The 21,583-nt window shown below is 65.5% G+C and carries 24 protein-coding genes and 1 riboswitch; of the genes, 5 read left to right on the top strand and 19 right to left on the bottom strand.

The window, feature by feature from the left end; genetic code table 11:
* The first annotated feature begins 29 nt into the window (after positions 1-29).
* Positions 30-956, top strand: a complete 927-nt coding sequence (locus L8V01_RS10285; protein ID WP_269946962.1) for a 1,4-dihydroxy-2-naphthoate polyprenyltransferase — start codon at positions 30-32, stop codon at positions 954-956.
* Here L8V01_RS10285 and L8V01_RS10280 read toward each other — a convergent pair.
* The gene (locus tag L8V01_RS10280) at positions 953-1,279 is read right to left on the bottom strand and encodes a DUF4229 domain-containing protein (RefSeq protein WP_269946961.1); all 327 of its coding nucleotides are present in this window, start codon (positions 1,277-1,279) and stop codon (positions 953-955) included. The two genes, L8V01_RS10285 and L8V01_RS10280, sit on opposite strands and share 4 nt — an antisense overlap.
* Positions 1,280-1,317: 38 nt before the next feature.
* On the opposite strand from L8V01_RS10280, the gene L8V01_RS10275 reads away from it, so the two are divergent.
* Positions 1,318-1,563 carry a hypothetical protein gene (locus tag L8V01_RS10275; protein WP_269946960.1) on the top strand — a complete coding sequence of 82 codons (246 nt, stop codon included), beginning with the start codon at positions 1,318-1,320 and terminating at the stop codon, positions 1,561-1,563.
* Here the strand turns inward: L8V01_RS10275 and L8V01_RS10270 are convergent.
* The 8 genes from L8V01_RS10270 to L8V01_RS10235 form a co-directional block, all read right to left on the bottom strand.
* Positions 1,560-1,820, bottom strand: a complete 261-nt coding sequence (locus tag L8V01_RS10270; protein ID WP_269946959.1) for a helix-turn-helix domain-containing protein — start codon at positions 1,818-1,820, stop codon at positions 1,560-1,562. The two genes, L8V01_RS10275 and L8V01_RS10270, sit on opposite strands and share 4 nt — an antisense overlap.
* Positions 1,821-2,840 (bottom strand): c-type cytochrome biogenesis protein CcsB, encoded by a 1,020-nt coding sequence (ccsB, locus tag L8V01_RS10265; RefSeq protein ID WP_269946958.1) that lies wholly within the window; start codon positions 2,838-2,840, stop codon positions 1,821-1,823.
* A gap of 94 nt (positions 2,841-2,934) precedes the next feature.
* Positions 2,935-4,566, bottom strand: coding sequence for a cytochrome c biogenesis protein ResB (locus tag L8V01_RS10260; protein WP_269946957.1), 1,632 nt, complete (start codon positions 4,564-4,566; stop codon positions 2,935-2,937).
* 7 nt (positions 4,567-4,573) lie between these two features.
* Positions 4,574-5,377, bottom strand: a complete 804-nt coding sequence (locus L8V01_RS10255) for a cytochrome c biogenesis CcdA family protein (protein ID WP_269946956.1) — start codon at positions 5,375-5,377, stop codon at positions 4,574-4,576.
* Positions 5,378-5,989 carry a TlpA disulfide reductase family protein gene (locus L8V01_RS10250; RefSeq protein ID WP_269946955.1) on the bottom strand — a complete coding sequence of 204 codons (612 nt, stop codon included), beginning with the start codon at positions 5,987-5,989 and terminating at the stop codon, positions 5,378-5,380.
* A complete protein-coding gene (locus L8V01_RS10245) occupies positions 5,989-6,597 on the bottom strand; it encodes a histidine phosphatase family protein (RefSeq protein ID WP_269946954.1) in 609 nt (202 codons plus the stop codon). The genes L8V01_RS10250 and L8V01_RS10245 overlap by 1 nt, the downstream gene beginning before the upstream one ends.
* 8 nt (positions 6,598-6,605) lie before the next feature.
* Positions 6,606-7,916 (bottom strand): glutamate-1-semialdehyde 2,1-aminomutase, encoded by a 1,311-nt coding sequence (gene hemL, locus L8V01_RS10240; RefSeq protein ID WP_269946953.1) that lies wholly within the window; start codon positions 7,914-7,916, stop codon positions 6,606-6,608.
* A 577-nt stretch (positions 7,917-8,493) separates the two neighbouring features.
* On the bottom strand, positions 8,494-8,808 hold the full coding sequence (locus L8V01_RS10235) for a DMT family transporter (RefSeq protein WP_269946952.1): 315 nt from the start codon (positions 8,806-8,808) through the stop codon (positions 8,494-8,496).
* Between the two features lie 8 nt (positions 8,809-8,816).
* A riboswitch (guanidine-III (ykkC-III) riboswitch) is annotated at positions 8,817-8,881 on the bottom strand.
* A gap of 32 nt (positions 8,882-8,913) precedes the next feature.
* Here L8V01_RS10235 and L8V01_RS10230 point away from each other — a divergent pair.
* Both L8V01_RS10230 and L8V01_RS10225 read left to right on the top strand, forming a co-directional pair.
* Entirely contained in the window at positions 8,914-9,762 is an 849-nt protein-coding gene (locus tag L8V01_RS10230) for an NAD(P)-dependent oxidoreductase (RefSeq protein WP_269946951.1), read from the top strand.
* A gap of 116 nt (positions 9,763-9,878) precedes the next feature.
* Positions 9,879-10,949, top strand: coding sequence for an HNH endonuclease signature motif containing protein (locus tag L8V01_RS10225; protein ID WP_269946950.1), 1,071 nt, complete (start codon positions 9,879-9,881; stop codon positions 10,947-10,949).
* 147 nt (positions 10,950-11,096) lie between these two features.
* Here L8V01_RS10225 and L8V01_RS10220 read toward each other — a convergent pair whose 3' ends face one another.
* The 9 genes from L8V01_RS10220 to L8V01_RS10180 form a co-directional block, all read right to left on the bottom strand.
* On the bottom strand, positions 11,097-12,476 hold the full coding sequence (locus L8V01_RS10220; RefSeq protein WP_269946949.1) for a protoporphyrinogen oxidase: 1,380 nt from the start codon (positions 12,474-12,476) through the stop codon (positions 11,097-11,099).
* On the bottom strand, positions 12,477-13,511 hold the full coding sequence (gene hemE, locus L8V01_RS10215; RefSeq protein ID WP_269946948.1) for a uroporphyrinogen decarboxylase: 1,035 nt from the start codon (positions 13,509-13,511) through the stop codon (positions 12,477-12,479).
* A 37-nt stretch (positions 13,512-13,548) separates the two neighbouring features.
* A complete protein-coding gene (locus L8V01_RS10210; RefSeq protein ID WP_269946947.1) occupies positions 13,549-14,040 on the bottom strand; it encodes a tellurium resistance protein TerC in 492 nt (163 codons plus the stop codon).
* Entirely contained in the window at positions 14,037-14,780 is a 744-nt protein-coding gene (locus L8V01_RS10205; protein ID WP_269946946.1) for an EMC3/TMCO1 family protein, read from the bottom strand. The genes L8V01_RS10210 and L8V01_RS10205 overlap by 4 nt, the downstream gene beginning before the upstream one ends.
* Before the next feature lie 9 nt (positions 14,781-14,789).
* A complete protein-coding gene (gene hemB / locus L8V01_RS10200) occupies positions 14,790-15,773 on the bottom strand; it encodes a porphobilinogen synthase (protein ID WP_269946945.1) in 984 nt (327 codons plus the stop codon).
* A 28-nt stretch (positions 15,774-15,801) separates the two neighbouring features.
* Positions 15,802-17,523 (bottom strand): bifunctional uroporphyrinogen-III C-methyltransferase/uroporphyrinogen-III synthase, encoded by a 1,722-nt coding sequence (locus L8V01_RS10195; RefSeq protein WP_394371660.1) that lies wholly within the window; start codon positions 17,521-17,523, stop codon positions 15,802-15,804.
* Between the two features lie 163 nt (positions 17,524-17,686).
* Entirely contained in the window at positions 17,687-18,574 is an 888-nt protein-coding gene (gene hemC, locus L8V01_RS10190) for a hydroxymethylbilane synthase (protein ID WP_269946943.1), read from the bottom strand.
* A complete protein-coding gene (locus tag L8V01_RS10185; protein ID WP_269946942.1) occupies positions 18,575-19,909 on the bottom strand; it encodes a glutamyl-tRNA reductase in 1,335 nt (444 codons plus the stop codon). It abuts the gene before it with no gap.
* A 73-nt stretch (positions 19,910-19,982) separates the two neighbouring features.
* Positions 19,983-20,225 carry a glutaredoxin family protein gene (locus L8V01_RS10180; RefSeq protein ID WP_150851354.1) on the bottom strand — a complete coding sequence of 81 codons (243 nt, stop codon included), beginning with the start codon at positions 20,223-20,225 and terminating at the stop codon, positions 19,983-19,985.
* An 88-nt stretch (positions 20,226-20,313) separates the two neighbouring features.
* Between L8V01_RS10180 and L8V01_RS10175 the strand changes: the two genes are divergently transcribed.
* On the top strand, positions 20,314-21,351 hold the full coding sequence (locus L8V01_RS10175; protein WP_269946941.1) for an HAD family hydrolase: 1,038 nt from the start codon (positions 20,314-20,316) through the stop codon (positions 21,349-21,351).
* 75 nt (positions 21,352-21,426) lie between these two features.
* Here the strand turns inward: L8V01_RS10175 and L8V01_RS10170 are convergent, their stop codons facing one another.
* Positions 21,427-21,528 (bottom strand): 30S ribosomal protein bS22, encoded by a 102-nt coding sequence (locus tag L8V01_RS10170; protein ID WP_003855542.1) that lies wholly within the window; start codon positions 21,526-21,528, stop codon positions 21,427-21,429.
* Between the last annotated feature and the right edge of the window lie 55 nt (positions 21,529-21,583).

The following is a 21,583-nucleotide window of genomic DNA, read 5'->3' as shown; positions in this document are numbered from 1 at the left end:
GCCACCACGCCAGTGGCACAATGGTGGCTATGTCTGCCTCGAAGTCCGCCCCGAATTCTGGGGCCCGTTCCGCCGGTCATTACCCCGCCACCGCAAAGGATTGGCTCGAGGGCGCACGCCCGCATACCTGGGCCAATGCTTTTGCGCCCGTCGTTGCGGGCACCGGCGCGGCCTTCGGCATCGGCGGCGGCCACGTGGGCCGCGCGCTCCTCGCCCTCATCGTGGCATGGGCGCTTATCATCGGCGTGAACTATGCCAATGACTACTCCGACGGCATCCGCGGCACCGACGACGACCGCACCGGCCCACAGCGCCTAACCGGCGGCGGCCTGGCCCGCCCGCAGCACGTAAAGCTCGCGGCCTTTGCCGCCTTCGCCGTGGCCGGAATCGCCGGCATCGCGCTCTCCTTTGCGGCGCACGCGTGGTGGCTCATCCTCGTCGGCGCGCTGTGCATCGCCGGCGCGTGGTTTTATACCGGCGGCAAGAATCCGTATGGCTACCGCGGGCTCGGCGAGGTCGCCGTCTTTATCTTCTTCGGGCTCGTCGCCGTGCTCGGCACCGAATTCACCCAGGCCGGGCGCCTGTCCTGGTCGGGCCTCGCGCTGGCCGTGGGCATCGGCGCGATGAGCTCCGGCGTCAACTTGGTCAATAATATCCGCGATATTCCTTCCGACGCCGAGACCGGCAAGATTACCCTCGCCGTGCGGCTTGGCAACGACAAGGCTCGCCTGCTCTTCACGGCGCTACTGCTGCTGCCCTTCTTGCTGACCATCGGCATCGCCTTTAGCAGCTGGCTCGCGCTCGCCGGATTGGTCTACTTCCCCTTCGCGCTGCGCGCCATCCGCACCGTCAACCGCGGCGCCCAAGGACCCGAGCTCATCCCCGTGCTCGGCCTGACCGGCCGCGCGATGCTCCTGTGGGCCGTTATCGAGGCCGCAGCGCTTATCATCGTCTAATCCTGCGCGGCGCGGCCTTCCAGCTCCGCCTGGACCCAGCGCTTGTGGGCCTTGCGCTGGGCAGAGTACTCCGCCAGCGTTTGGGTGGCCTCGATGCGCCATTTTTTAAAGATCAGCATCGATAGCGGCAGCGCCACAAAAAGCGCCAACAGCGCCGCGACGAGCACTGGGATGGGAAAGCCGATGGCGATGGCCAATAGCTCGATCACCGCGGTCAAAGCGATAAAAAGCACTACGCGGGCGAGCCCGTATTTCCACAGCGCCGCGCGCGAACGACGGCGCAGTTCCGGATCCGGCTTGGGTGGCTCAGGGTTATGCGTCATGGGGGTTGATTGTACGCGGTGCAGGTAGGATCGCACGCATGGGCCGAATCATCCTCCTCTTACTCTTTGTCCTCGCCGCCTACTTGGTGTGGAAGGCCTTCGGGCCCTCCACATGGAAAAAGCGCGAGGTGGAACAACCCCGCGCCATCAAGGGCCCCGATGATGACGAGGAATTCCTCTGGAAACTGGAAAAGGAGCGCTTCAAGCAGCGCCGCGCGCAGGAGGCAGAGGAAGAAAAACGCCGCCAGCGCCGCAATCGCGGCACCGACGGCGACAAGGACTAGGAATCCTTCGGCACGAAGCGCATCTCCAGGCCTAAGGCCTCGGCCACGGCGGTAATCTTTTCCCACCGCACACCCGCGCCACCATGCTCGATGGTGTGGAGGGTGGAGCGGGAGATACCGGCAGCGTCGGCAAGCTGCTGCTGCAAAATACCCAGCTCGCGGCGGCGCTCGGCAAATTGAGCGCCCAATCCCAAAATCACGGCATTATCGCCGGCCGGCTTGCCTAGCTTATGGCGTGGGCTATTATGCTCCGCCATCTAGTTCAGCCCCGCATAGGAGTGCAGGCCGGAGACGACCATATTGATGAAGAAGAGGTTGAATACCATCAGCGCCATCGCCATGACGTTGATCCACGGTGCCGCCTTGCGGAAGGCCGGCGTTGCACGCGCGTGCAGGTAGGCGGCATAAAGGATCCAGGTAGCGAAGGACACGGTCTCCTTTGGGTCCCAGCCCCAGAAGCGGCCCCAAGCGGACTCGGCCCAGATAGCACCCAGGATGATGCCCAAGCCCAAGGTCGGCAGGGTGATAACGGCTAGGCGGTAGGCCAACTGATCGATCTTCGCGGCCGAAGGAAGCGGGCGGGCCACCGCACCGAAGAAGCCATGCTCAGCATGCTTCGGTTGCGCCATACGGAAAAGAGTCAGCAGCGAGACAATGCCGGAGATAATACCTATGGACGCGCCCAGGGAAACCACGGTGACGTGGATGGGCAGCCAGTGCGACTGCAGCGCCGGCACCACCGGGGCAGACTCGGCATAGAGCTTGGTGGATCCATAAAACATCAGCGCCAGCACCGGGGTAAGCAGCCATGGCCACACGGTGCGCCACTCCTTGCGCTGCATAGCTATATTGCCTACCAGCAGCACACCGAAGCTCACCATCAACACGTACTCGTACAGGTTGCCAAAGGGGAAGCGGCCGGTAGCCAGGCCGCGCAGCACAATCGCCGCGGCGTGCAGCGCGATGCCTACCCACATCAGCGCGCTGGTCATGCCGCCGAGCTTATCGGCCTTGCGCTCCTTTTCCTTCAGCTCATCGGCCGTGATTCCGGAAGAGGACTGGGCAACCTCGCCCTCATAGCTTTGCTTATCGACGCCCCCAGCGCCCGCACCCACCAAGACCTTCGCGGCTTGGGACTTCACGGCGCGGCGGCCCTCGATAATGCCCTGCATGCGTCCGTAATAAAACAGGGACATAAAGAGCGCGACGCAGTACACCACAAAGGCGGTCTGCACCGCGATATCCGAGAAATTAGACAGATTCTGATCGATCTGCATGCATGCTCCTAGCCTTCACACGTGCGGGGTAAGTGCTGATTACCTTACTCAGCGGAACGGCCCAATCCAACTTTTGTTGGATCAAGCTCACGCACTAATCATCGGTATAAAGTTCATCTTCTTCGACCTCGTCTGGGTCCGGCAGCTCCAACAGCGCGCAGTGCAGCTCGTGGAACTCCTCGGACCAGCCGGCGCGGTCCGTACGGGCGAGACCGCCCATCTCCACGTCGGTGCCGCCGGCCGCGTTCGGCCGCAGGCGGATGTAGACGCGACGGCGCTTAATCACCAGCGAACCTACCAAGGAAAGGAGCATGACCAGCGCGGAGACCAGAACCCACTTCTGGAAGGGATCATAAGAGACCTGGTAGTTGGCGAACTCGCTGGCACCGTCGAAGGTGATCTTCGTGCCATCGTCTAGGGTGACGTCCTCGCCCTGGTTGAGGTTCACGCGGTCAATCTTTTGCAACTGGCCAGACTGCACCAGGTTCGGATCTAGGGAGAAGAAGGACTGCGGGGTGCCCGTATCCAGGCCGGCATCGCCGCGGTAGATATCGATGGCCATTGCCGGATCATTCAGGCCTGGATACGAGGACTGCAGCAGCTTGCCGTTCTCGCCGGACCACTCGGCCGTGGGCGCGAAGAGGCCCTGGATGGCGATCTGGTTCTGGCGGCGGTCATAGAGATCCGGGTGCATGCCGGCCGGCGGGTCAAAGCGCATCGCGCCGGACGACAGGAAGAAGGTCGTGTCATTCGGCTGGAACTGAATGGTCTGGGTGCGTTTTTCGCCATTGGGCCATTCCACCGTGACCGTCGGCGCATAACCGTGGCCCTGCAAATAGACGCGGTTTTGCGCCAAGCGCAGCGGGTGGTTGACCTTGAGCTCATAATCCTTCCACTCGGAGTCATCCTTGTAGATATCCTCGCCCTCCGCGTAGGAGACGTTGGAGGTAAACATCTCCGCCTGGCCGTTTGGCAGGTACTCGGCCGCGAAGTCGTGGGCGATGAGGCAGAAGGGGTGGAGCCCGGTGCCGTCGAAAAGCGGGCCGGCGCGGAAGGAGTCAAAGTTTGACGTGGAAGTATTGCAGAACTCCGTGGACTGGTCCAGGGTCTGGCCACCGCCCTGGGAGCCGGACTCGGTAACCACGATGACCTGGCCCTCGTAGTTGACTAGCTTGCCGGCCGCGACGGTAACCAAAATGGCCACCAGCGCCACGTGGAAGATGAGGTTAGCCAGCTCGCGGCCATAGCCGCGCTCCGCAGAGAAGGTGTGCACACCGGCGCGGTCCTTCTCCGGGGAGTACTCGGCCACGCGCCACTTCTTCAGGCGCTTCTGGATTTCCGCGGACAGCTCCTCCTCACTCTTTTCCGAGTGCCCCTCGGCCGCCAGCGGCAGCTTGTGGAGGTACTTCGGCGCGCGCGTCGGCGGGGTCTTCCACGCCTTGTAGTGATCCCACGAGCGCGGCAGGATGCAGCCCACCAGGGAAATGGCCAAGAGGACGAAGATGGCCTGGAACCAGACGGACGAAAAGACGTCGAAAAGCTGCAGCTTGTCGTAGATCTTCGCTACGTTGCCGTTGGACTCGATGAAGTCCTGCACGTTCTGCTCGTTGAGGTCGCGCTGCGGCAGCAAGGAACCGGGAATCGCGGCCAGCGCCAGCAAGAAAAGCAGCGCCAGCGCCGTGCGCATGCTGGTCAACCAATGCCAGGCTTTGCGGAAGTATTTCACGTCTCTCCTAAATCAGGGTTGCGCCAAAGTTGCCTGTCCACTGGCGGATGAGGCTAATGAACTCGCCCCACAGGCCGGTTACCAGGGCCAGGCCGACGAGGATCATGGCCACGCCGCCGATTATCTGGATGGTATGCGAGTGCTTGCGGGCCCACGAAATCGTGCGCATTGCCCGCGCAGAACCCAGCGCCACCAGAAGGAACGGCAGGCCCAAGCCCAGGCAATAAAAGATGATGAGCAGCACGCCGCGCGCGGCCGTCATGCCCTCGGTGCCGGCCGATACAGAAATAATGGCGGCCAGCGTTGGCCCCAGGCACGGCGTCCAGCCCAGCGCGAATATCCCGCCGAGCAGCGGCGCGCCCAGCCAGGTGGTCCAGCGCTTCGGTGCCATGCGGGTATCCTTCTGCAGCGCCGGAATCGCGCCCAGGAAGACCACGCCCATCAGGATGGTCACGCCGCCGCCGATGCGCATGAGCATTTCCTCATTGAGCCGGAGCGCGGAAATCGCGCCGAATACCGAGACCGTCGCCAGCAGGAAAACCACGGTAAAGCCCAGGATGAACAAGGCGGCGGCCACCACCACGGCCCATTGCCTGCGCTTGCCGACGCCCACCCCCAACTCACCATCAAACGTAACCTCGCCGCCCACCACGCCGGCCAGGTAGGAAATATAGCCGGGCACCAGCGGGATCACACACGGGCTGGCGAAGCTCACCAGCCCCGCCACGGCGGCCGCGAGCAAGCCCAAAATAAGTGGGCCGGAGGTCGCGGCCTCGGCAAAGGAGTTGCCGACGCTCGCTGCGTTGTCCATTTATTCCTTTTCTAACTTGTCCACTACGTCCATCACATCTTTAGCGGTGATGGACCGCAAAAAGACCGTAGCCGGGCGGTGCTGTTTATCCAAGACGATGGTGGTCGGAACCACAGAGGTGGGCACACCACCCAGGGCGGCAGCGGTCTTAAACGGTGGATCATAGATGGAGGGATACTCCAACCCGTTGTCTTCGAGGAAGTCATTGGAAACCTGCGGGTTATAGTCGCGCACATTGATGCCCAAGACGGTGCCGATCTTCCGCTTTTGTAGCTCGGAGTGAATCTCTTGGAGATCATCGGCCTCGGAACGGCAGGGCGCGCACCACTGGCCCCAGGAGTTGAGCACGACGATTTCCCCGTCATAGTCCTCCAAGGAGATGGTCTTATCCGTATCGCGCACATCCTCGCCGGAGAACGTGCGCAGCGGCTTGCGCTCGGATTCCTCGTAGTTGATGACCTTTTCGCCGCCGGGCGTAATGAACTCGAAGTTTCCGCCGGTAGCCACCGCGTTTTGCGCGTTATCGGAATCCTGGGAGCAACCAGCTAGCGGCAGGGCGACGGCCGCTGCTGCTAGCACTGCGCCGACTGCGCGTCTGCGTTGTAGTGCCATTAAATCTCCTGCGCCGGCGAGGAGTAGAAGATATCGGTGACCTGGTTGTCCTCGAAAAGCAGCGAGGTGACCGAGGCCAGATCGCATTCGCGGTTCCACGGCGCGTGCGGCAGGCGCTGGCCCAGCACGGTGCGCTGCACCATCACGATGGGCAGCTGGTGGCTCACCAAGATCGCCTCGTGGCCGGCCGCGGCGGTGCGGGCGCGCTCTATGGAGCCGAGCATGCGCTCGGCAATCTGCTCATAGGGCTCACCCCACGATGGCTCCAGCGGGTTGACCAGCAGCGGCCAGCGGCGCGGGTTCCACAGCGCGGAGCGCAGGCCCTTGGTGCGCAGGCCCTCGAAGCGGTTGCCGGACTCGATGAGCGTCTTATCGACGTCCACGTCCAGCCCCGTTACCTTCGCAATCGGCCGCGCGGTTTCTTGGGCGCGCTGCAGCGGCGAGGCCGCCAGGTAGGTCACGTCATGATCGCGGAAGGACTCCGCGGTGCGCGCCGCCATGGAATGCCCGCGCGAGGACAGGTGATAGCCCGGGATGCGCCCGTAGAGGATCTTCTCTGGGTTGTGGACCTCGCCGTGGCGCACGAGGTGAACGATGGTGCGTGTCATGTCTCTCCTTAGTGTGCGGGACGCGCGGCGGCCGCGGCCTGGGCGGCGGGCTTGAGGGCGGCTTCGATGAGTTCAAAGTCGGCGTCGTTAAGCGCATCCGAGACAAACCAGGTCTCGAATGGGCTTGGCGCGACGTAGATGCCGTTATCCAGCAGGGCGTGGAAGAACGGGGTGAAGCGGAAGGTCTCGGCCGCCTGCATATCGGCAAAGTTGCGGCCCTCGCCCTCGGCAAAGCGGATGGAGAACATCGAGGACGCGCGCTGAATATGGTGCGCTACACCCTCGGCCGACAGCGCGGAGGAAATCATGCCGGTCAAGCGATCCGCGTTGGCCTGCAGGCGCTCGTAGAGCGATTCATCGGCCAGCTCCAAAGACTTCAGGCCGGAGGCCATGGCCACTGGGTTTCCGGATAGCGTACCTGCCTGGTAGACCGGCCCTTCCGGCGCGAGGTAGTCCATGACTTCGGCGCGGCCACCGAAGGCAGCGGCCGGCAGGCCACCGGAGACGACCTTGCCAAAGGTCACCAGGTCCGCCGCCACACCGTCGACGCCGTACCAGCCCTTATAAGAGGTGCGGAAGCCGGTCATGACCTCGTCGAGGATGAGGAGGGCGCCGTCGCTATGGGCGACGTCGGCAAGCGCGGCATTGAAGCCCCCCTCCGGTGCCACGGTGCCCATGTTGCCGGCCGAGGCCTCCGCAATAATGCAGGCAATCTCGCCCGGGTGCTGCGCAAATGCCTCGCGCACGGCATCGATATCGTTATAAGGAACAACGATGGTATCGGCCGCCGTCGCACCCGTCACGCCCGGAGAATCCGGCAGCGCAAAAGTCGCCACACCGGAGCCGGCCGAGGCCAAAAGCGCATCCACATGGCCGTGGTAGCAACCCTCGAACTTCAGCACCTTGGCGCGGCCGGTGTAGCCGCGGGCCAGGCGCACCGCAGACATGGTGGCCTCGGTGCCGGAGTTGACCATGCGCACCTTATCGGCCGCGGTGCGCGACACGATGGCCTCCGCAAGCAAGGCCTCACCCTCCGTGGGCGAGCCGAAGCTCAAACCGTCCGCAGCCGCCTTTTGCACGGCCTCCACAATCTCCGGGTGGGCGTTGCCGTGAATCATCGGGCCATAGGAACTGACCAGGTCAACGTACTCATTGCCGTCGACGTCCCACAGGCGCGAGCCCGCGCCGCGCTCAATCACGCGAGCCTGGCCGCCCACGGAGCCAAACGCGCGCACCGGCGAGTTCACCCCGCCCGGAATCACCTTGGAAGAACGCTCAAACCACTGTTGCGACTGGGAAGTATTAGGCATGTCTGACATTCTAGCGATTCGCGCGCTATACAAAAGTTGGACTGCGCGATTCACAGTGAGCCGCTAAACTTCGGGGCGTTGCACTTTTCAATTCGGGGGGATTTTCAATGCAGCGCACTCTCATTTTCGCCATCCTGGCCGCTTTCTGCCTCGCCGGCTGCGCCCAGCCCGAGCCCGAGCGGCCGCTGCCTACCTCGGTGGGTGCTACCCCGCTTGCCGACGCCCCCTCCTGGCAGCCTCCTCCCCGCCCGCTCACCCCGCGCGACCTGTCGAGTGAGGACCCGACCCCTCCTCCGCCGTCGGCCGCGGAGCCTTCGCCAGCGGACGGGGCGCCTGCTCCTGCGCCTAGTTCGCGTCCTGGCCCGACGCCCGCACCCCAGCAGCGACCCGCACCTGCACCTCGCCCGCAACCTGCGGCGCCGGCTCCGCGCCCGCCCGCGCGGGATAAAAGCGGCCTGCCAAACCTAAATATCCCGCCGCACGAGGTGCGCGGTCGCATCGAGGACGCGGTGCCTGATGTGCCGGCCGTGCCTGCGCCCGCCCCGCCGGAGTTGCCGCTGCCGCCCGCGCCGCGCATTCCGAGCCTCTAGCTCACCGCTTTCAGCCCCACAATGCCGCCGATGATCATGGCGAGGAATAACACCTTCCACGCCGTGGCGGCCTCGTGACCGGCGGCGAAGGAATAAATAACCGCCACCGATGCGCCAACTCCCGCCCACACCGCATAGGCCGTGCCCACCGGGATGCTGCGCATCGCCCACGCCAGCCCGCCCATGGAAATCGCGCAAGCCACGAGGAAAATGAGCGAGGGCCACAGGCGAGTAAAACCTGCGGACTTATCCAGCGCCGCCGCCCACACGGCCTCGAATGTGCCGGAGAAAATCAAGATGAACCACGCCATAGCTGCTTCCTGGCCGTCTTTTCGCGTCGCCGGGTACGGCTCCCTCGTCCGGGGCCCACGCGAAAGGCGGCGAGCCTGCACCCAATGATGGCACACTGGGAAAGCATGAGGATTGCATTTCTTGGAACTGGCCGCATGGGAACCGAACTAGCCCGCCGCCTGCTCAATGAGCAGGACGGCATCGAGATGACCGTCTGGAACCGCACCGCCGAGCGCGCCCAGCCGCTCGTGGAGGAAGGCGCCGAGCTCGCCGCAACGCCCACCGACGCCGTAGCGAACGCCGAGGTCATCATCACCTCGCTCTTCGGGCCCGACGATGTCCGCGAGGTCGTCATCGAGCCGCAACTCATCCCCGCGGGCGTGACGTGGATCGATACCACCACCGTCTCGCCCAACGATGCCCGCGAGTTCGCCGCCGCCGTGGAGACCTACGTCCACGCCCCTGTCGTCGGCACGCTTGGCCCGGCCCGCGAGGGCAAGCTCGGCGTCTATGTCGGCACGCCTGACGACGCCCGCCGTGAGCAAGCCATGTCCCTCGCCGAGTCCTGGGCGGGCGAAGACAAGCTCATCGGAGTGGAGGCGGCGGCCACGGCGGCCATCGGAAAGCTGCTGGCGAACCTCGCGCTCGCCGTCACCGCCGAGGGCCTGCTCGAAGCCCTGCAGCTCGGCGAGTCCGAGGGCCTAGACTCCGAGGTCGTGCTGCAGATGCTCGATATCACCGGCCTGTCCTTCATCGCCAATATGAAGGCGCCGTTTATCACCGGCGAGCGCAATACCGACCCGGGCGATTTCACCGTCGACGCCCTGGCCAAGGACGCCAAGCTCATGGAGATGACCTCCACCAAGCCGCTGCCCGCCCTTACCGCCGCCATCGGCCGTTTCGAGGAGATGCAAGCCATGGGCCACGGCAATCAGGACTTCTCCTCCATCTTCGTCTTCCGCAATAAGGGCTAGTTATCCACAGGCCCGCCGGGCGTGCGGGCCGATTTTCGCCCTTTCGGCCCTAGTTATCCACAGGTTTGCGCGCTCGCCCTCGCGTGGGTTGCGCGCCGTGGCTTAGGCTGCGGGGCATGACAGCTCTTCAGACTTATCTCACGGCCTTGGCGCCCGGCATCGACATCGTTGCCGGGTGCGCCGGCATGTCTGAAGACCAACTGCGCGCCGCCGGGGCGCCCAATAAGACGGCCCGCACCTTGCTCACGCTTGCCGACGCCCTCTTTGCCCCCACCTCCTTTACCCGCCTCCAACGCCAGGCGGTTACCGCCGCCCGCGACCGCGCCCACCCACTGCCCACGCTGGAGGTTATCGAGCGCTACGCTTCCCGCGCCAAGACCAAGCGCGATGCCTGGCGCCTGCGCGTGGAGCTGTGCCGCACCGCCGCCGATACCGATGAGATGGAAAAGCTGGCGCGCAAGAAGCTGCGCGAGCTCAATCCCCCAGCCCCGCCGCGCCCCGGCGTGCGCATCCGCCGCCGCAAGGACGCGCCGTGGACCCTCGCGATTACCGGGCCTTCCTCGCTCATCGCTGACTTGGAATCCAGCCTGGACGAGGACGCGCCTCTCGATTCCGTTGCGGAGCTCTTTTCCCCTTCCGACGCCGCCCCAGCCGCCCGTCCGACCATTACGACGAATGCGATCATCACGCTCGACGAGCTCGACCGCATCATCGACGGCGACGGCGAGGAAATCACCATCCAGCTCACCAACGGCGCCCGCATCACCGGCACGGAACTCGTCTCGCGCACGCTGGCAGAGCGCGGCCTTATCACCCTCGTTCACCCCTTCGAGGGCGCGGTCAACCTCTATCGCACGGAGCGCATGGCCAGCGAAAAGCAGCGGCTCATGGCTGCTGCCGAAAATCCGGTGTGCCCGTGGCTGGAGTGCAATTACCCAGCGGATAAATGCCAAGTGCACCACTTGCAGGCGTGGCGGCACGGCGGCGATACCAATATGGCAAACCTCGCCACCTGCTGCCCGTACCACAACGGCGTCAACGACGACGATCCAAATGCCCCACCGATCCGCGGGCGCCTCGTGCGACGCCGAGGCCGCGTGGTGTGGCAGCCACCATGGGCCGATCCCGCACCAGCTCCCAGCCCGGACGCGCCCGTCCCGCCGGCCCCGGCGGCTCCACAGCTCTAATCCCCAGCCTCGCCGCAAGGCAGCAGGAAGCCCTGCTGCCCCTTTGGCGTGCCCGCACCAAGCCGCAGCGCGAATCGGACGGCGCGCGGCGTACGATGCCGTGACGACCGGGCTGCGATTGCTAGTGGATACGGCTAGCAGGCACGGCTAGCGGACGATACGCGCGGCGGCCGCGCGGGCGTCCGCAATGACGTTAGGGACGCCAACCCCGCCGGCCCAGGCACCGGTGGCATCGATACCCGGCGTCGCTGCGAGCGCGCCACGCGCGCCGGCCACGGTTTCGAGGTGACCGGCGTCGTAGCGCGGCAAACCGCCGAACCAACGTTGGGTAAAAATCTCGGCGACGCCCGCGGCACGGCCGTCGAAGCCGGTGAGTCGCTGGAGGTCATCGAGAGCGTAGTCGACGAGGTCATCTTCCTCGGCGCGGACGATGGCGTCATCGCCAAAGCGGCCGAAGGAGGCGCGCACAAGAGCCCCGCCGCGCTCTGCCAAGTGCGGCCACTTTCGCGAGGACAAGGTGAAGGCCTTGGCGTGAACGTCGTCTTGGTCGGTGGCGACGAGGATGCCGGAGTTCTGCGGCAACGCGTTGCCGGTCGGGTCCGTGTCAGACTCGAATTTCAGGCCCACAACTGCCGACGCCGCCAGCTTCACCCCTTTCAGCCGCTCCGCCGCCTGCGGGGCGACCTTGGGTAGCAACCGCGCTGCGGTCGGTGCCGGGGTGGCCACCAGTACGCGGTCAAAGGGAGCGGTGTCGCCGGGTGCGCCGGCTAGGCGGAATTTTTCGCCCTCGCGAGTGATGCCGGAGATGAAGGTATCGAGGTAGATTTTGGCGCGGGATTGCTCGGCCAGTGCCTCGTAGAGCTCCGCGTATCCACCGCGGAAGGTCTGGAAGACGGGTCCGCCGCTGCTCGGCTTGGCCGCGCGGGCCTCTTCCAACGAGCGAACCGCGGCCGAGAGGGTGACTGGGCCGCGCTCGGATAATGCGTCGAGGGTCTCGGCCAGCGCCGGGATGGTCGCGCGCAAACCCAGGTCATCGGCCGAGCAAGAGTACACGCCGCCGAGGAGGGCGGAGATGACGTGGTCTACGAGGTCGTCGCCAAACTGCCGGCGCACCAGGCGACCCACGGAGACGTCGCTGCCGGCCGTCCACTCAAAGGGTTCCTCGTTATCGATGCGGCGAGCGGTTTCGGCCGAAACCAAATGAGCGACAGGCTCCGAGTGCGAAGGAATGCCCATCATTCCGCCGCGCGGCAGCGGCTTAAGCTCGCCGGAGTACACCAGCGAATGCAGGCCGGAGGGCTCGACCAAGCTGCCGCCTAGGCCGAGGGATTCGATAAATTCGACGGCGTCGCGGCGGCGGGCGAGGAAGGCCTCGGCCCCCATGTCGGTCGGGCCGTCGTTAAACGGCACGGAGTACAGCTTGCCGCCGATGCGGCCGGCGGCCTCGAAAACCTCTACGTCGTGATCGCGCAGCTCGTAGGCGGCCGTCAAGCCCGCCAGGCCGGCGCCAATAATGGCAATACGCATTTAGCCCTCCTCGTGGATGATGGATACGGCGCGGGTGATGGCCTCCGCGTCGGTAGTTGGCAGAACCCCGTGGCCGAGGTTCCAGATATGGCCGTCGATATCGCCGCGCTCGCGGGCCCTATCGACCTCGCCGCGGATGGTGCGCACGGCCTGGCGCACAGCATCGTCGCCGGCAAAAAGCATGGCCGGGTCGAGGTTGCCCTGCAGCACGCGGGCACTCACGCGCTCGGCCGCGGCGTCCATAGGCACGCGATAATCGACGCCCATTACTTCCGACCCCGCCTCCGACATGGCCGGCAGCAGCTCGCCGGTGCCGACGCCGAAGTGGATGCGTGGAATCTCCACGCCGGCCAGGATTTGCCGCGAGTACGGCAGTACGAACTCGCGATAGTCGCGCTCGTTGAGGTAGCCGGCCCAGGAATCAAAGAGCTGCATGGCATCGATGCCGGCGTCGACCTGCACCTGCAGGAAGTGGGTGATGGTGGGCACTAGGCGGCGCATGAGCATGTGCCAGGTCTCTGGCTCGGCGTGCATGAGCGCCTTGGTGCGCTCGTGATTCTTGGACGGCCCGCCTTCAATGAGGTAGCTAGCCAGCGTGAACGGCGCGCCGACAAAACCGATGAGCGCTTGGGTATCGGTGAGCTCGGCCAGGATGCGGGCGATGCCTTCGGTGACCTCGGGGACGTCGGTCTCTAGCACCGGCAGCTTGCCGACGTCCCCCCTGCTCCTCACCGCCTGCTCCATCACCGGCCCGCGGCCCGGCACGATATCGACCTTGACACCCGCGGACTTAAGCGGGACGACGATATCGGAGAATAAAATGGCGGCGTCGACGTCGTGGCGGCGCACCGGCTGCAGTGTTATCTCGGCCAGCAGCTCCGGCATGAAGCAAGAATCGAGCATGCTAATCCCCTCGCGGGCGGCGCGGTACTCCGGCAGCGAGCGGCCCGCCTGGCGCATGAACCAGACTGGGGGTCGGGAGGGGGTGCGGCCGAGGGCGGCGTCGATAAGCGGGGCACGATGTGTTCGAGACATGCCCCAATTATGAATCAAAAGTTGGAGTAGGGGCTAATTAGCCACGCAAGCTGCGGTCCTTGATGAAGCGGTTGGACTGCGGCTGGAAAAGCAGCGCGAGGGCGATGATCAAGGCGATGGGGATAATCAGCAGGCCGAGCCCGCCGATGCCGAGCGCGAGAGCGGCAATATTGGTAAAAAGCGCGAACGCGATGACGGCGGTGATGATGCGGCGTGCCCACTTGGACCCGCCGGCCAGTTGCGCGGCAAAAAGCGCAAGCAGGATGGCGCCGATGATATTGGTCACCGCGACGAATAGGCGATTGGAGTGGAGATACTCCGCGACTTGCGCGTTCGTGGGCTCCACCTGCGGCCCGCCCGAGCCGAAGATGCCAACCATGCCGCTGACCAGCATGAGCACGGCGCTGACGACGAGTACCCAATATGCCCAACGCAGGGGCCGCGGCCATGCGTCGAGGTTCTGGTTGGCGGAGGAGTTTCGGGCCGCCCGGTTATAGTCCCGGGGCCCGGGCCGATCGGTATTGCTCATCGCTCATCCTCGCGGTCGGTCCGGTCAGCGCGGTCAGTGCGGTTGGTGCGATCGCTCTTGCTGCTGCCGCTCTTGCTGCGCTGGTCGCCCTTGGAACGCTTGCGCTCTTCCTCGGCGCGCTTCTTCTCGCGCTGCGCTTGCTCGAGTTCTTTTTCCAGCTCGCGCATCTGCTCGAGCTCGCCGGTGTAATCCAGGGTATCGGCCCGCACGGAGAAAATCAGGCCGAGCACCGCCGCGACGCCAACGAGAATTTGCACCATGCCATCGGCGGCAAAGAGCCAATCGGGCACGTCTGCGCCGGCTGGGGTGACCATAAAGGTCAGCAGTATGCGGAATCCGAAGTAGAGCGAGAAGGCGAACCACACGCGCCGCGAGGTGCCAGCCCGCTTGCTCCGGCCAGCCAGGGACCGCAGCAGGTAGGCCAGCAGCACGATAATCGCCAGGGAAATGGCCGCCGAAAGGGCGACGGAGCCGTAGGCGGCGGTGCGGAGGAAGGCGTCGGAAAGCTGGGCTTCATCGACGCCGGCCGGAGCGGACTTGGCCATCTCCTTGGCCTGCGACATGAGTACGTCGTGGTTGAGCAGCGTCAGCACCACGTTGAGCACCTGGTGCACGGCCTCGCCGCACAGCGCGCCGAGCCACAGCCACAGCATATACGTCACGGACTCCGGCCGCTGCTGCTGCCGCGGCGGGCGTTGCGTGCGAGGGGCAGGGGCGGGCGACGGGGGCGTAGCAGTCACAGGGATCCTTTACTTGAGCAGGCGAGCGGCTTCGGTAGCGAAGTAGGTGAGAATCTGATCGGCGCCGGCACGCTTGAACGCGGTAAGCGACTCGAGCATGATGGCTTCGCCGTCGATCCACCCGTTGGCGGCCGCGGCCTTGACCATCGCGTACTCGCCGGAGACCTGGTAGACCGCAACTGGCACGGGGGAAGTCTCCGCTACGGCCGAAAGCACATCCAAGTAGGGCAGGCCGGGCTTGACCATGACGAAGTCTGCGCCCTCTTCGATGTCGAGCTCGGCCTCGAGCAGGGATTCGCGGAAGTTGCGCGGATCCTGCTGGTAGGTACGGCGGTCGCCCTCGAGGGAGGAGCCGACGGCATCGCGGAACGGGCCGAAGAAGGCGGAGGCGTACTTGGCGGAATAAGCCATGATGGCCACATCCTCGTGGCCGGCCTCGTCGAGGTCGGCGCGGATAGCGGCGACCTGGCCGTCCATCATGCCGGACGGAGAAACGATGTGGGCGCCAGCGCGGGCTTGGGAGCGGGCCATGTCTTGGTAGAGCTTGACGGTTTCGTCGTTAAGCACGCGGCCCTTGTCATCCAGCACGCCGCAGTGGCCGTGGGAGGTGAACTCGTCGAGGCAGGTATCGGCCATAATGAGGAGGTCATCGCCGAATTCCTCGCGCAGGCAGGAAATGCCGCGGTTCAAAATGCCTTGCGGGTCCCAGGCGACGGAGCCGGTGTCATCCTTTTCTTCCTCCAACGGCACGCCGAAGAGGTCGACGCAGGTCACGCCGGCCTCCAGCGCCTCCTCGGCCGCGCGGCGCAGCGAGTCGAAGGTGTGCTGGTAAACGCCCGGCATGGAAGGAATCTCGCGCGGGGCGTCGAGCCCGTCCACGATGAACATGGGCAAAATCAGGTCCGAGGGGCGAACCTGGGTCTCGGCCACGAGGTTGCGCATCTGCGGGGTGGTGCGCAGGCGGCGTGGGCGGCGGGCTGGGAAGGTGCTCATTGGGTACTCCTTAGAGCGAGACTAAAACTTATGCCTTGTCGACCTTAGTAGCCTTCTTGCGCGAGCGGCGTTTCTTGCGCGGCGCGGGCAGGTTTCCAGCGGCGCGGAGGGCGGCGACGTGGTCTGCGAGGGCGTCGACAAGCGAGGGCACGTCTGCGACCTCGGGCACGACATCGACGCGCAGGCCCATCTCTTCCGCGGCCGCTCTTGCCGACGGCCCGATACACGCAATGATCGTCCGCTGGTGCGGTTTGCCCGCAATGCCCACCAGATTGCGCACGGTGGACCCAGAGGTGAAGGCGACGGCGTCGAAGCCGCCGGTCTTGATCATGTCGCGGATCTCGGCCGAGGGCGGGGCGGCGCGAACGGTGCGGTAGGCCACGACGTCGTCGACCTCCCAGTCCAAGGCCTTAAGGCCGTCAACCAGGGTATCGGCCGCGATATCGGCGCGCGGGAGCAGGACACGGCCGACGGCGTCGATATCTTCCACGAAGTTGGGGAAGACATCGAGCAGGCCCTCGGCGTTCTGCTTTTTCTTGTGCGGCAAGAGCTCCGGGACCATGCCCTTGGCGCGGATCGCGGCCGCAGTCTTCGCGCCCACGGCCGCGAGGTGGACGCCGGCGAAATCGCGGGCGTCGAGGCCGAGCTGGGCGATCTTATCCCACACTGCGGTCACGGCGTTGACGGAGGTGAAGACGATCCACTTATAGCGGCCCTCGACGATGCCCTTGATGGCACGGTCCATCTGCGCCGGATTGCGCGGCGGCTCGATGGAGATGGTGGGCACGTTTTGCGGGATGGCGCCGTAGCCGGCCAGGCGTGCGGACATCGGGCCTGCCTGTTCCTTGGTGCGCGGGACAAGCACGCGCCAGCCGTAGAGCGGGCGGTTTTCCCACCAGGAATACTTGGTTCGGTCGTCGATGCTGCGGCCGAGGGTAACGACGAGCGGGCCGGCAAGGTCCGCGTCGAGCTTGCCCATGGTACCCAGCGTGGTCTCGTAGGTGCGCTGCAGGCGGGTGGTGCCGTGCACGGTGACGAATGCTTCGGTCTCGGCCGGCATGCCGCGCTTTTGCAGCTCGTCAGAAATGACCGGCAGGTCTTCCTTCGTGGCCTGCAAGACGATGGGCTGGGTGGCATTGGCCAGCGCGTCCCAATCGGCGCCATCGGTGACGTCGGCCTCGGTATAGGTCGAGCCGAGCGCAATGCCGGCAAAGGACGGCACGGTAGACGGCAGGGACATGCCCGGCACCACCTGGAACTCCAGGCCGGCAGACGCCACGGCGTTGATTTCGGCCTTGATGGACTCGCGGTGCAGCGGGTTGCCGGTGACGAGGCGAATGACATCCTCACCATCGGCCTCAACCATGCACTCGCGCAGCTGGCCGACGATGTCCTCCCCCGGCTCATACAGCACCGCGGCCGTCGGCGGCGCGGGGCGAGGCGGCTTGCGGCGCGCGCCCTTGGCCTTGGCATCGGCGCACATTTGGGCGTATTCGGCCTCGGCGGCGTCGAGAAGCTCTTGCGGAACGGGCAGCGCGGCGGCGACGGCATCGCGCACGCCTTGCATGACCTGCGGATCGGTCACGGCGATGGCACTATTTGCCAGAACCTCGCGGGCGCGGACGGTCAGCAGGTCGGGATTACCTGGACCAGCGCCCACAAAGACGATCTTGCCCAATTGGGTGTCTGGCGCGGCATTGCTCATAAAGTTCTTTTCTAAAATCGGGCGCGCGGCACCGCGCACGGACATGATCGCATGCGGTGTGGGTCCCCGCGCCGGCGGTGGATGACACGGTCATAACGGCCAAAATCCCAGGCCTTGCGTCCTGGGATTCCCTTAAAGGGGGCCGGATCATTGCGGGACAATGATCTGTGGTATCTACACCTTAAATTATTAGCGCCTAAAGGCGAAATTACTTCCCCAGCAGCTCGGCCGCGCCACCGGCGAAAAGCTCGTCCGAAATGCGCACGCCGAGCTCGGCAGCCTCGGCCGCAGGGCCGGAAGCGGTGGCGGTGAGCTGGCGGGATCCGTCGAGCGCAAAGACGCCGCCGCGCACGGTGAGCTGGTCGCCGTCCCAGCGCGAGGTCGCGGCGACCGGCGCGGTGCAGCCGGCCTCGAGGCGGGCCAGTACGGCGCGCTCACCGGCAGCGGCGGCCGAGGCGCGCTCGTCCACGATGGCATCGAGGGCCGCAGCAGCCTCGGTTCCGGCGACGGCCTCGATGGCGAGTGCGCCTTGGGCCGGCGCCGGCATGAAGACGGTAGGCTCAAAGATTTCGGTGGCGCGGTCCGCGTAGCCGCCGCGCAGCAGGCCGGCGTAGGCGAGCAGGACGGCGTCGAGCTCGCCGTCGGTGACCTTGGACATCCGGGTATCGATATTGCCGCGCAGCGGGCGAATCTCCAGGTCCGGGCGGAGGGCGGCCAGCTGGGAGATGCGGCGCGGGGCGGAGGTGCCCACGCGCGCGCCCTGCGGCAGCTGCTCTAGGCTCAAACCATCGCGGGCGACGAGCGCTTCGCGGGAATCCTGGCGCTGCGGCACCACGAGGCGGAAGCGTTCATCGGGTGCGGTGGGCAGGTCCTTGAAGGAGTGCACGGCAATATCGCACTCGCCGGCATAGAGCGCCTCGCGCAGCGCCTGGGTAAATACGCCGATGCCGATGCGCTCGACCGGCGCCATGTTGACGTCGCCGGCGGTGGTGACGATGTGGAGTTGGGAGTCAAAGCCGGCGTCGATAAGCCAATCGCGCACATGGCCCGCCTGGGTGGTGGCGAGCTTGGAGCCGCGGGTACCAATCTGAAACATTTAGGCCTCCTTAGTCATGGTGGGCAGTTCATTGACGGCCACGGACACACCGGAGCCTTCCAGCTGCAGGCCAAAGAGTTCCTGCAGGGCGTTCTCGCTGCTGACACTGCTTTCCGACGCCGCCAGCTTCTTCGCCCGCACCGTCGGCTCATGCAGCAGCTTATCGGCTACGCGCTTGAGCGCGCGCTGGACGTCCTCGAGCTGCTTGCCCGCGAGCTCGGGGTGCTTGTGTTGCAGGCGCGCGGCCTCGCAGTCGACGAGGTCGGCCGCGCGGCGGTGCAGGGCGCTTACGGCCGGGGCGACGTCGCGCACGCGCTGGGCCGAGGTATAGGCCGCCAGCTCTTCGTCGACGATGCGGCGGGCCTGCGCGTGCGGGCTGGTGCCGGCCGCGATATCGGTATCGGCGGCCGAGAGCGACTTGCTCAGGCGCTCGATATTGACCAGATCCACGCCTTCGGCCGCGGCGGCGGCATCGTCGATATCCCGCGGCAGGGAGAGATCGATGAGCATGAGTTCGCGGCCGGCGGGGATATCGGCGGCCGCGATGGTGAAGTTATCGGCACCGGTGGCAGAGATGGCAAGGTCGACGTCGGAAAGCGCGGCGGCGCGCTCGGAAAAGTCCACGACGCGGGTGGCAACGCCCGCCTCCTCGGCGTGGCTGGCCAGGCGCTCGGCGCGCTCGCGGGTGCGGTTGGCCAGCACTAGCTCCTTGACGCCCAGCCGGCCGGCGTGGGTAGCGGCGAGTGACGCCATGGCGCCCGCGCCAAGGACCAGCGCGGTCTTGCCGGTCAGGTCCTCGGCGTCGAGGCGCTGCAAGGCCTGGTCGAAGGCGAAGGACACCATGGAGGCGCCGGCCTCATCGATGTCGGTCTCGGAGTGCACGCGCTTGCCCGCCCGCAGCGCCGACTGGGCCAGCGCGTGGATGCGCGGGCCGACCGTGCCCTGCTCGGAGGCGGACTGGTATGCGCTGCGCACCTGGCCGATGATCTGCTGCTCGCCCACCACCATGGAGTCCAGGCCGGCGGTCACCGACATGAGGTGCTCGGCCGCGGCGTCGGCATAGCGCACGTAGAGGTAGTTGCGCAGCTCCTGCTCGCTCACGCCCGATACCTGGGTGAGCACGCGCACGACTTCCTGCACGCCGGTGTGGAAGGAGTTGGTAACGGTGTAGACCTCCATGCGGTTGCAGGTGGAGATGATCATCGCCTCTGATAGCGACTCGGCAGCTACTAATTGCCCGCAGGCGGAACCCTGGACCGCACTATCCATGCTCAGCTTCTCCAGCAGCGCCACCGGCGCCGACTGGTGGGACATGCCCACGACGAGCACGCTCATGCACAACACTCCTCAACCCTTTGATTGATTTTAATCCTCCAAAAGACTACCCGTCGGTGTCATGGATCCCGAATCATCCGGCTAGTTCGGCCGCCAGCTCCTCGTTATCTACTTCCCAGCAGGCGAACTCCTCGCCGTCGATGACCACGACGGGAACGCGATCGCCGAACTCCATGGCTAGCTCCGCATCCTCATCCACGTTGCGCACGGCAAGCTCCGCGCCTGCCTGCTTGACGACGGGGGTGATCTGCTCCCTCACGCGCGCACAAGAACCGCAGGTGGTGCGCACCATGAGCTCGACGAGATGCTGAGACATATTCTCCTCACAAGGACGACGGCGGTCGAAACCATTACTATGGACACGTTAGTCCACCCCGCGTTTGCGAAAGCTGTTTGTCTCACTCGTGTCCGCTACCACTCCCCCAGGCTTCCCCGAATCTCCCCGTGAGTTTTTGGCCAATTGGACCGCCTCGCGCGGCAATCTGCGTAATTTTTTAGAAAACCAGGCGCTCGCCCCGCTGGATGAGGAATCCCAGCGCACCGCGGGCGAAGCCGCGGCCGCCGCGGCGTTGGAGGAATTCGGGCTGGAGCTGGAGGATTTTGCCTCTGGCGTGGATTCGGTAACCGGCTCCTATGACGCGGCCGGCGCGCAGCGCATCACGGCCCAGGATCCGGACGTGCCGGTCGATGTGGGCGCGGCGGCGTTTTTCGACGTCGACAACACACTCATCCAAGGTTCTTCCCTCGTGGAGTTCGCCTTCGGGTTAGCGCGCAAGCGCTACTTCCGCCTTTCCGAAATCCTGCCGATTGCGTGGAAACAGCTCAAATTCCGCGTCTCTGGCAGCGAGAACGCCAAGGACGTGGCCGCCGGCCGTGCGCAGGCGCTGGAGTTTGTCAAGGGCCGCAGCGTCGACGAGCTGGTGGAGCTATGCGAGGAGATCGTGGATGCCTCGCTCGCCCGCCGCGCCTACCCCGGCACTACACAGCTGGCGGAGATGCACCTGGCCGCCGGCCAGCAGGTGTGGTTGGTAACGGCCACCCCGGTCCAGCTAGCGCAGGTGCTCGCGCAGCGCTTCGGGTTCACGGGCGCGCTCGGCACCGTCGCGGAAGTTAAAGACGGCAAGTTCACCGGCCGGCTGGTCGGCGATATCCTGCACGGCCCCGGCAAAAAGCACGCCGTGGCCGCGCTCGCGACCATCGAGGGCTTGGATCTTTCGCGCTGCACCGCGTATTCGGATTCCGCCAATGACGTGCCCATGCTGTCCATGGTCGGCACCGCCGTGGCCATCAACCCGGACCGCAAGCTGCGCGATATCGCCGGCGACCGCGGCTGGCTGGTGCGTGACTACCGCTCCGTGCGCCGCGCCATCCGCACCTATGGCCTGCCGGCGCTGGCCACCGCCGCCTTTTCCTATGGCGGCTGGCGCTACTACCGGAAGTAGCGGGCGCGTGGGGCACCGCCGCCAAGCATGCAAAAACCCTCCGCGCTAAGGCGGAGGGCAAGAAGCGGGCTGGATTTACTTGCCCAGCTTACGACGCTGCACGCGGGTGCGGCGCAGCATCTTGCGGTGCTTCTTCTTGGACATGCGCTTGCGGCGCTTCTTAATGACGGAACCCATGGAGTCCTCACTTTCGTTTAGTACGTACTGTCAAACTTGTCAGCGCTAAAACGGC

Source organism: Corynebacterium curieae, from assembly GCF_027570035.1.
In the GTDB taxonomy this organism is placed as follows: Bacteria; Actinomycetota; Actinomycetes; order Mycobacteriales; family Mycobacteriaceae; genus Corynebacterium; species Corynebacterium curieae.
The sequence above is the reverse complement of the archived record's forward strand: the minus strand, read 5'-3'. Positions and strand labels throughout refer to the sequence as shown.

What these genes read in the sequence shown, in the direction of transcription:
- L8V01_RS10285 (WP_269946962.1), top strand. Translation starts at nt 30, where the DNA reads ATGTCTGCCTCGAAGTCCGCCCCGAATTCTGGGGCCCGTTCCGCCGGT.
- L8V01_RS10280 (WP_269946961.1), bottom strand. Translation starts at nt 1,279, where the DNA reads ATGACGCATAACCCTGAGCCACCCAAGCCGGATCCGGAACTGCGCCGT.
- L8V01_RS10275 (WP_269946960.1), top strand. Translation starts at nt 1,318, where the DNA reads ATGGGCCGAATCATCCTCCTCTTACTCTTTGTCCTCGCCGCCTACTTG.
- L8V01_RS10270 (WP_269946959.1), bottom strand. Translation starts at nt 1,820, where the DNA reads ATGGCGGAGCATAATAGCCCACGCCATAAGCTAGGCAAGCCGGCCGGC.
- ccsB (WP_269946958.1), bottom strand. Translation starts at nt 2,840, where the DNA reads ATGCAGATCGATCAGAATCTGTCTAATTTCTCGGATATCGCGGTGCAG.
- L8V01_RS10255 (WP_269946956.1), bottom strand. Translation starts at nt 5,377, where the DNA reads ATGGACAACGCAGCGAGCGTCGGCAACTCCTTTGCCGAGGCCGCGACC.
- L8V01_RS10250 (WP_269946955.1), bottom strand. Translation starts at nt 5,989, where the DNA reads ATGGCACTACAACGCAGACGCGCAGTCGGCGCAGTGCTAGCAGCAGCG.
- L8V01_RS10245 (WP_269946954.1), bottom strand. Translation starts at nt 6,597, where the DNA reads ATGACACGCACCATCGTTCACCTCGTGCGCCACGGCGAGGTCCACAAC.
- hemL (WP_269946953.1), bottom strand. Translation starts at nt 7,916, where the DNA reads ATGTCAGACATGCCTAATACTTCCCAGTCGCAACAGTGGTTTGAGCGT.
- L8V01_RS10235 (WP_269946952.1), bottom strand. Translation starts at nt 8,808, where the DNA reads ATGGCGTGGTTCATCTTGATTTTCTCCGGCACATTCGAGGCCGTGTGG.
- L8V01_RS10230 (WP_269946951.1), top strand. Translation starts at nt 8,914, where the DNA reads ATGAGGATTGCATTTCTTGGAACTGGCCGCATGGGAACCGAACTAGCC.
- L8V01_RS10225 (WP_269946950.1), top strand. Translation starts at nt 9,879, where the DNA reads ATGACAGCTCTTCAGACTTATCTCACGGCCTTGGCGCCCGGCATCGAC.
- L8V01_RS10220 (WP_269946949.1), bottom strand. Translation starts at nt 12,476, where the DNA reads ATGCGTATTGCCATTATTGGCGCCGGCCTGGCGGGCTTGACGGCCGCC.
- hemE (WP_269946948.1), bottom strand. Translation starts at nt 13,511, where the DNA reads ATGTCTCGAACACATCGTGCCCCGCTTATCGACGCCGCCCTCGGCCGC.
- L8V01_RS10210 (WP_269946947.1), bottom strand. Translation starts at nt 14,040, where the DNA reads ATGAGCAATACCGATCGGCCCGGGCCCCGGGACTATAACCGGGCGGCC.
- hemB (WP_269946945.1), bottom strand. Translation starts at nt 15,773, where the DNA reads ATGAGCACCTTCCCAGCCCGCCGCCCACGCCGCCTGCGCACCACCCCG.
- L8V01_RS10195 (WP_394371660.1), bottom strand. Translation starts at nt 17,523, where the DNA reads ATGTCCGTGCGCGGTGCCGCGCGCCCGATTTTAGAAAAGAACTTTATG.
- hemC (WP_269946943.1), bottom strand. Translation starts at nt 18,574, where the DNA reads ATGTTTCAGATTGGTACCCGCGGCTCCAAGCTCGCCACCACCCAGGCG.
- L8V01_RS10185 (WP_269946942.1), bottom strand. Translation starts at nt 19,909, where the DNA reads ATGAGCGTGCTCGTCGTGGGCATGTCCCACCAGTCGGCGCCGGTGGCG.
- L8V01_RS10180 (WP_150851354.1), bottom strand. Translation starts at nt 20,225, where the DNA reads ATGTCTCAGCATCTCGTCGAGCTCATGGTGCGCACCACCTGCGGTTCT.
- L8V01_RS10170 (WP_003855542.1), bottom strand. Translation starts at nt 21,528, where the DNA reads ATGGGTTCCGTCATTAAGAAGCGCCGCAAGCGCATGTCCAAGAAGAAG.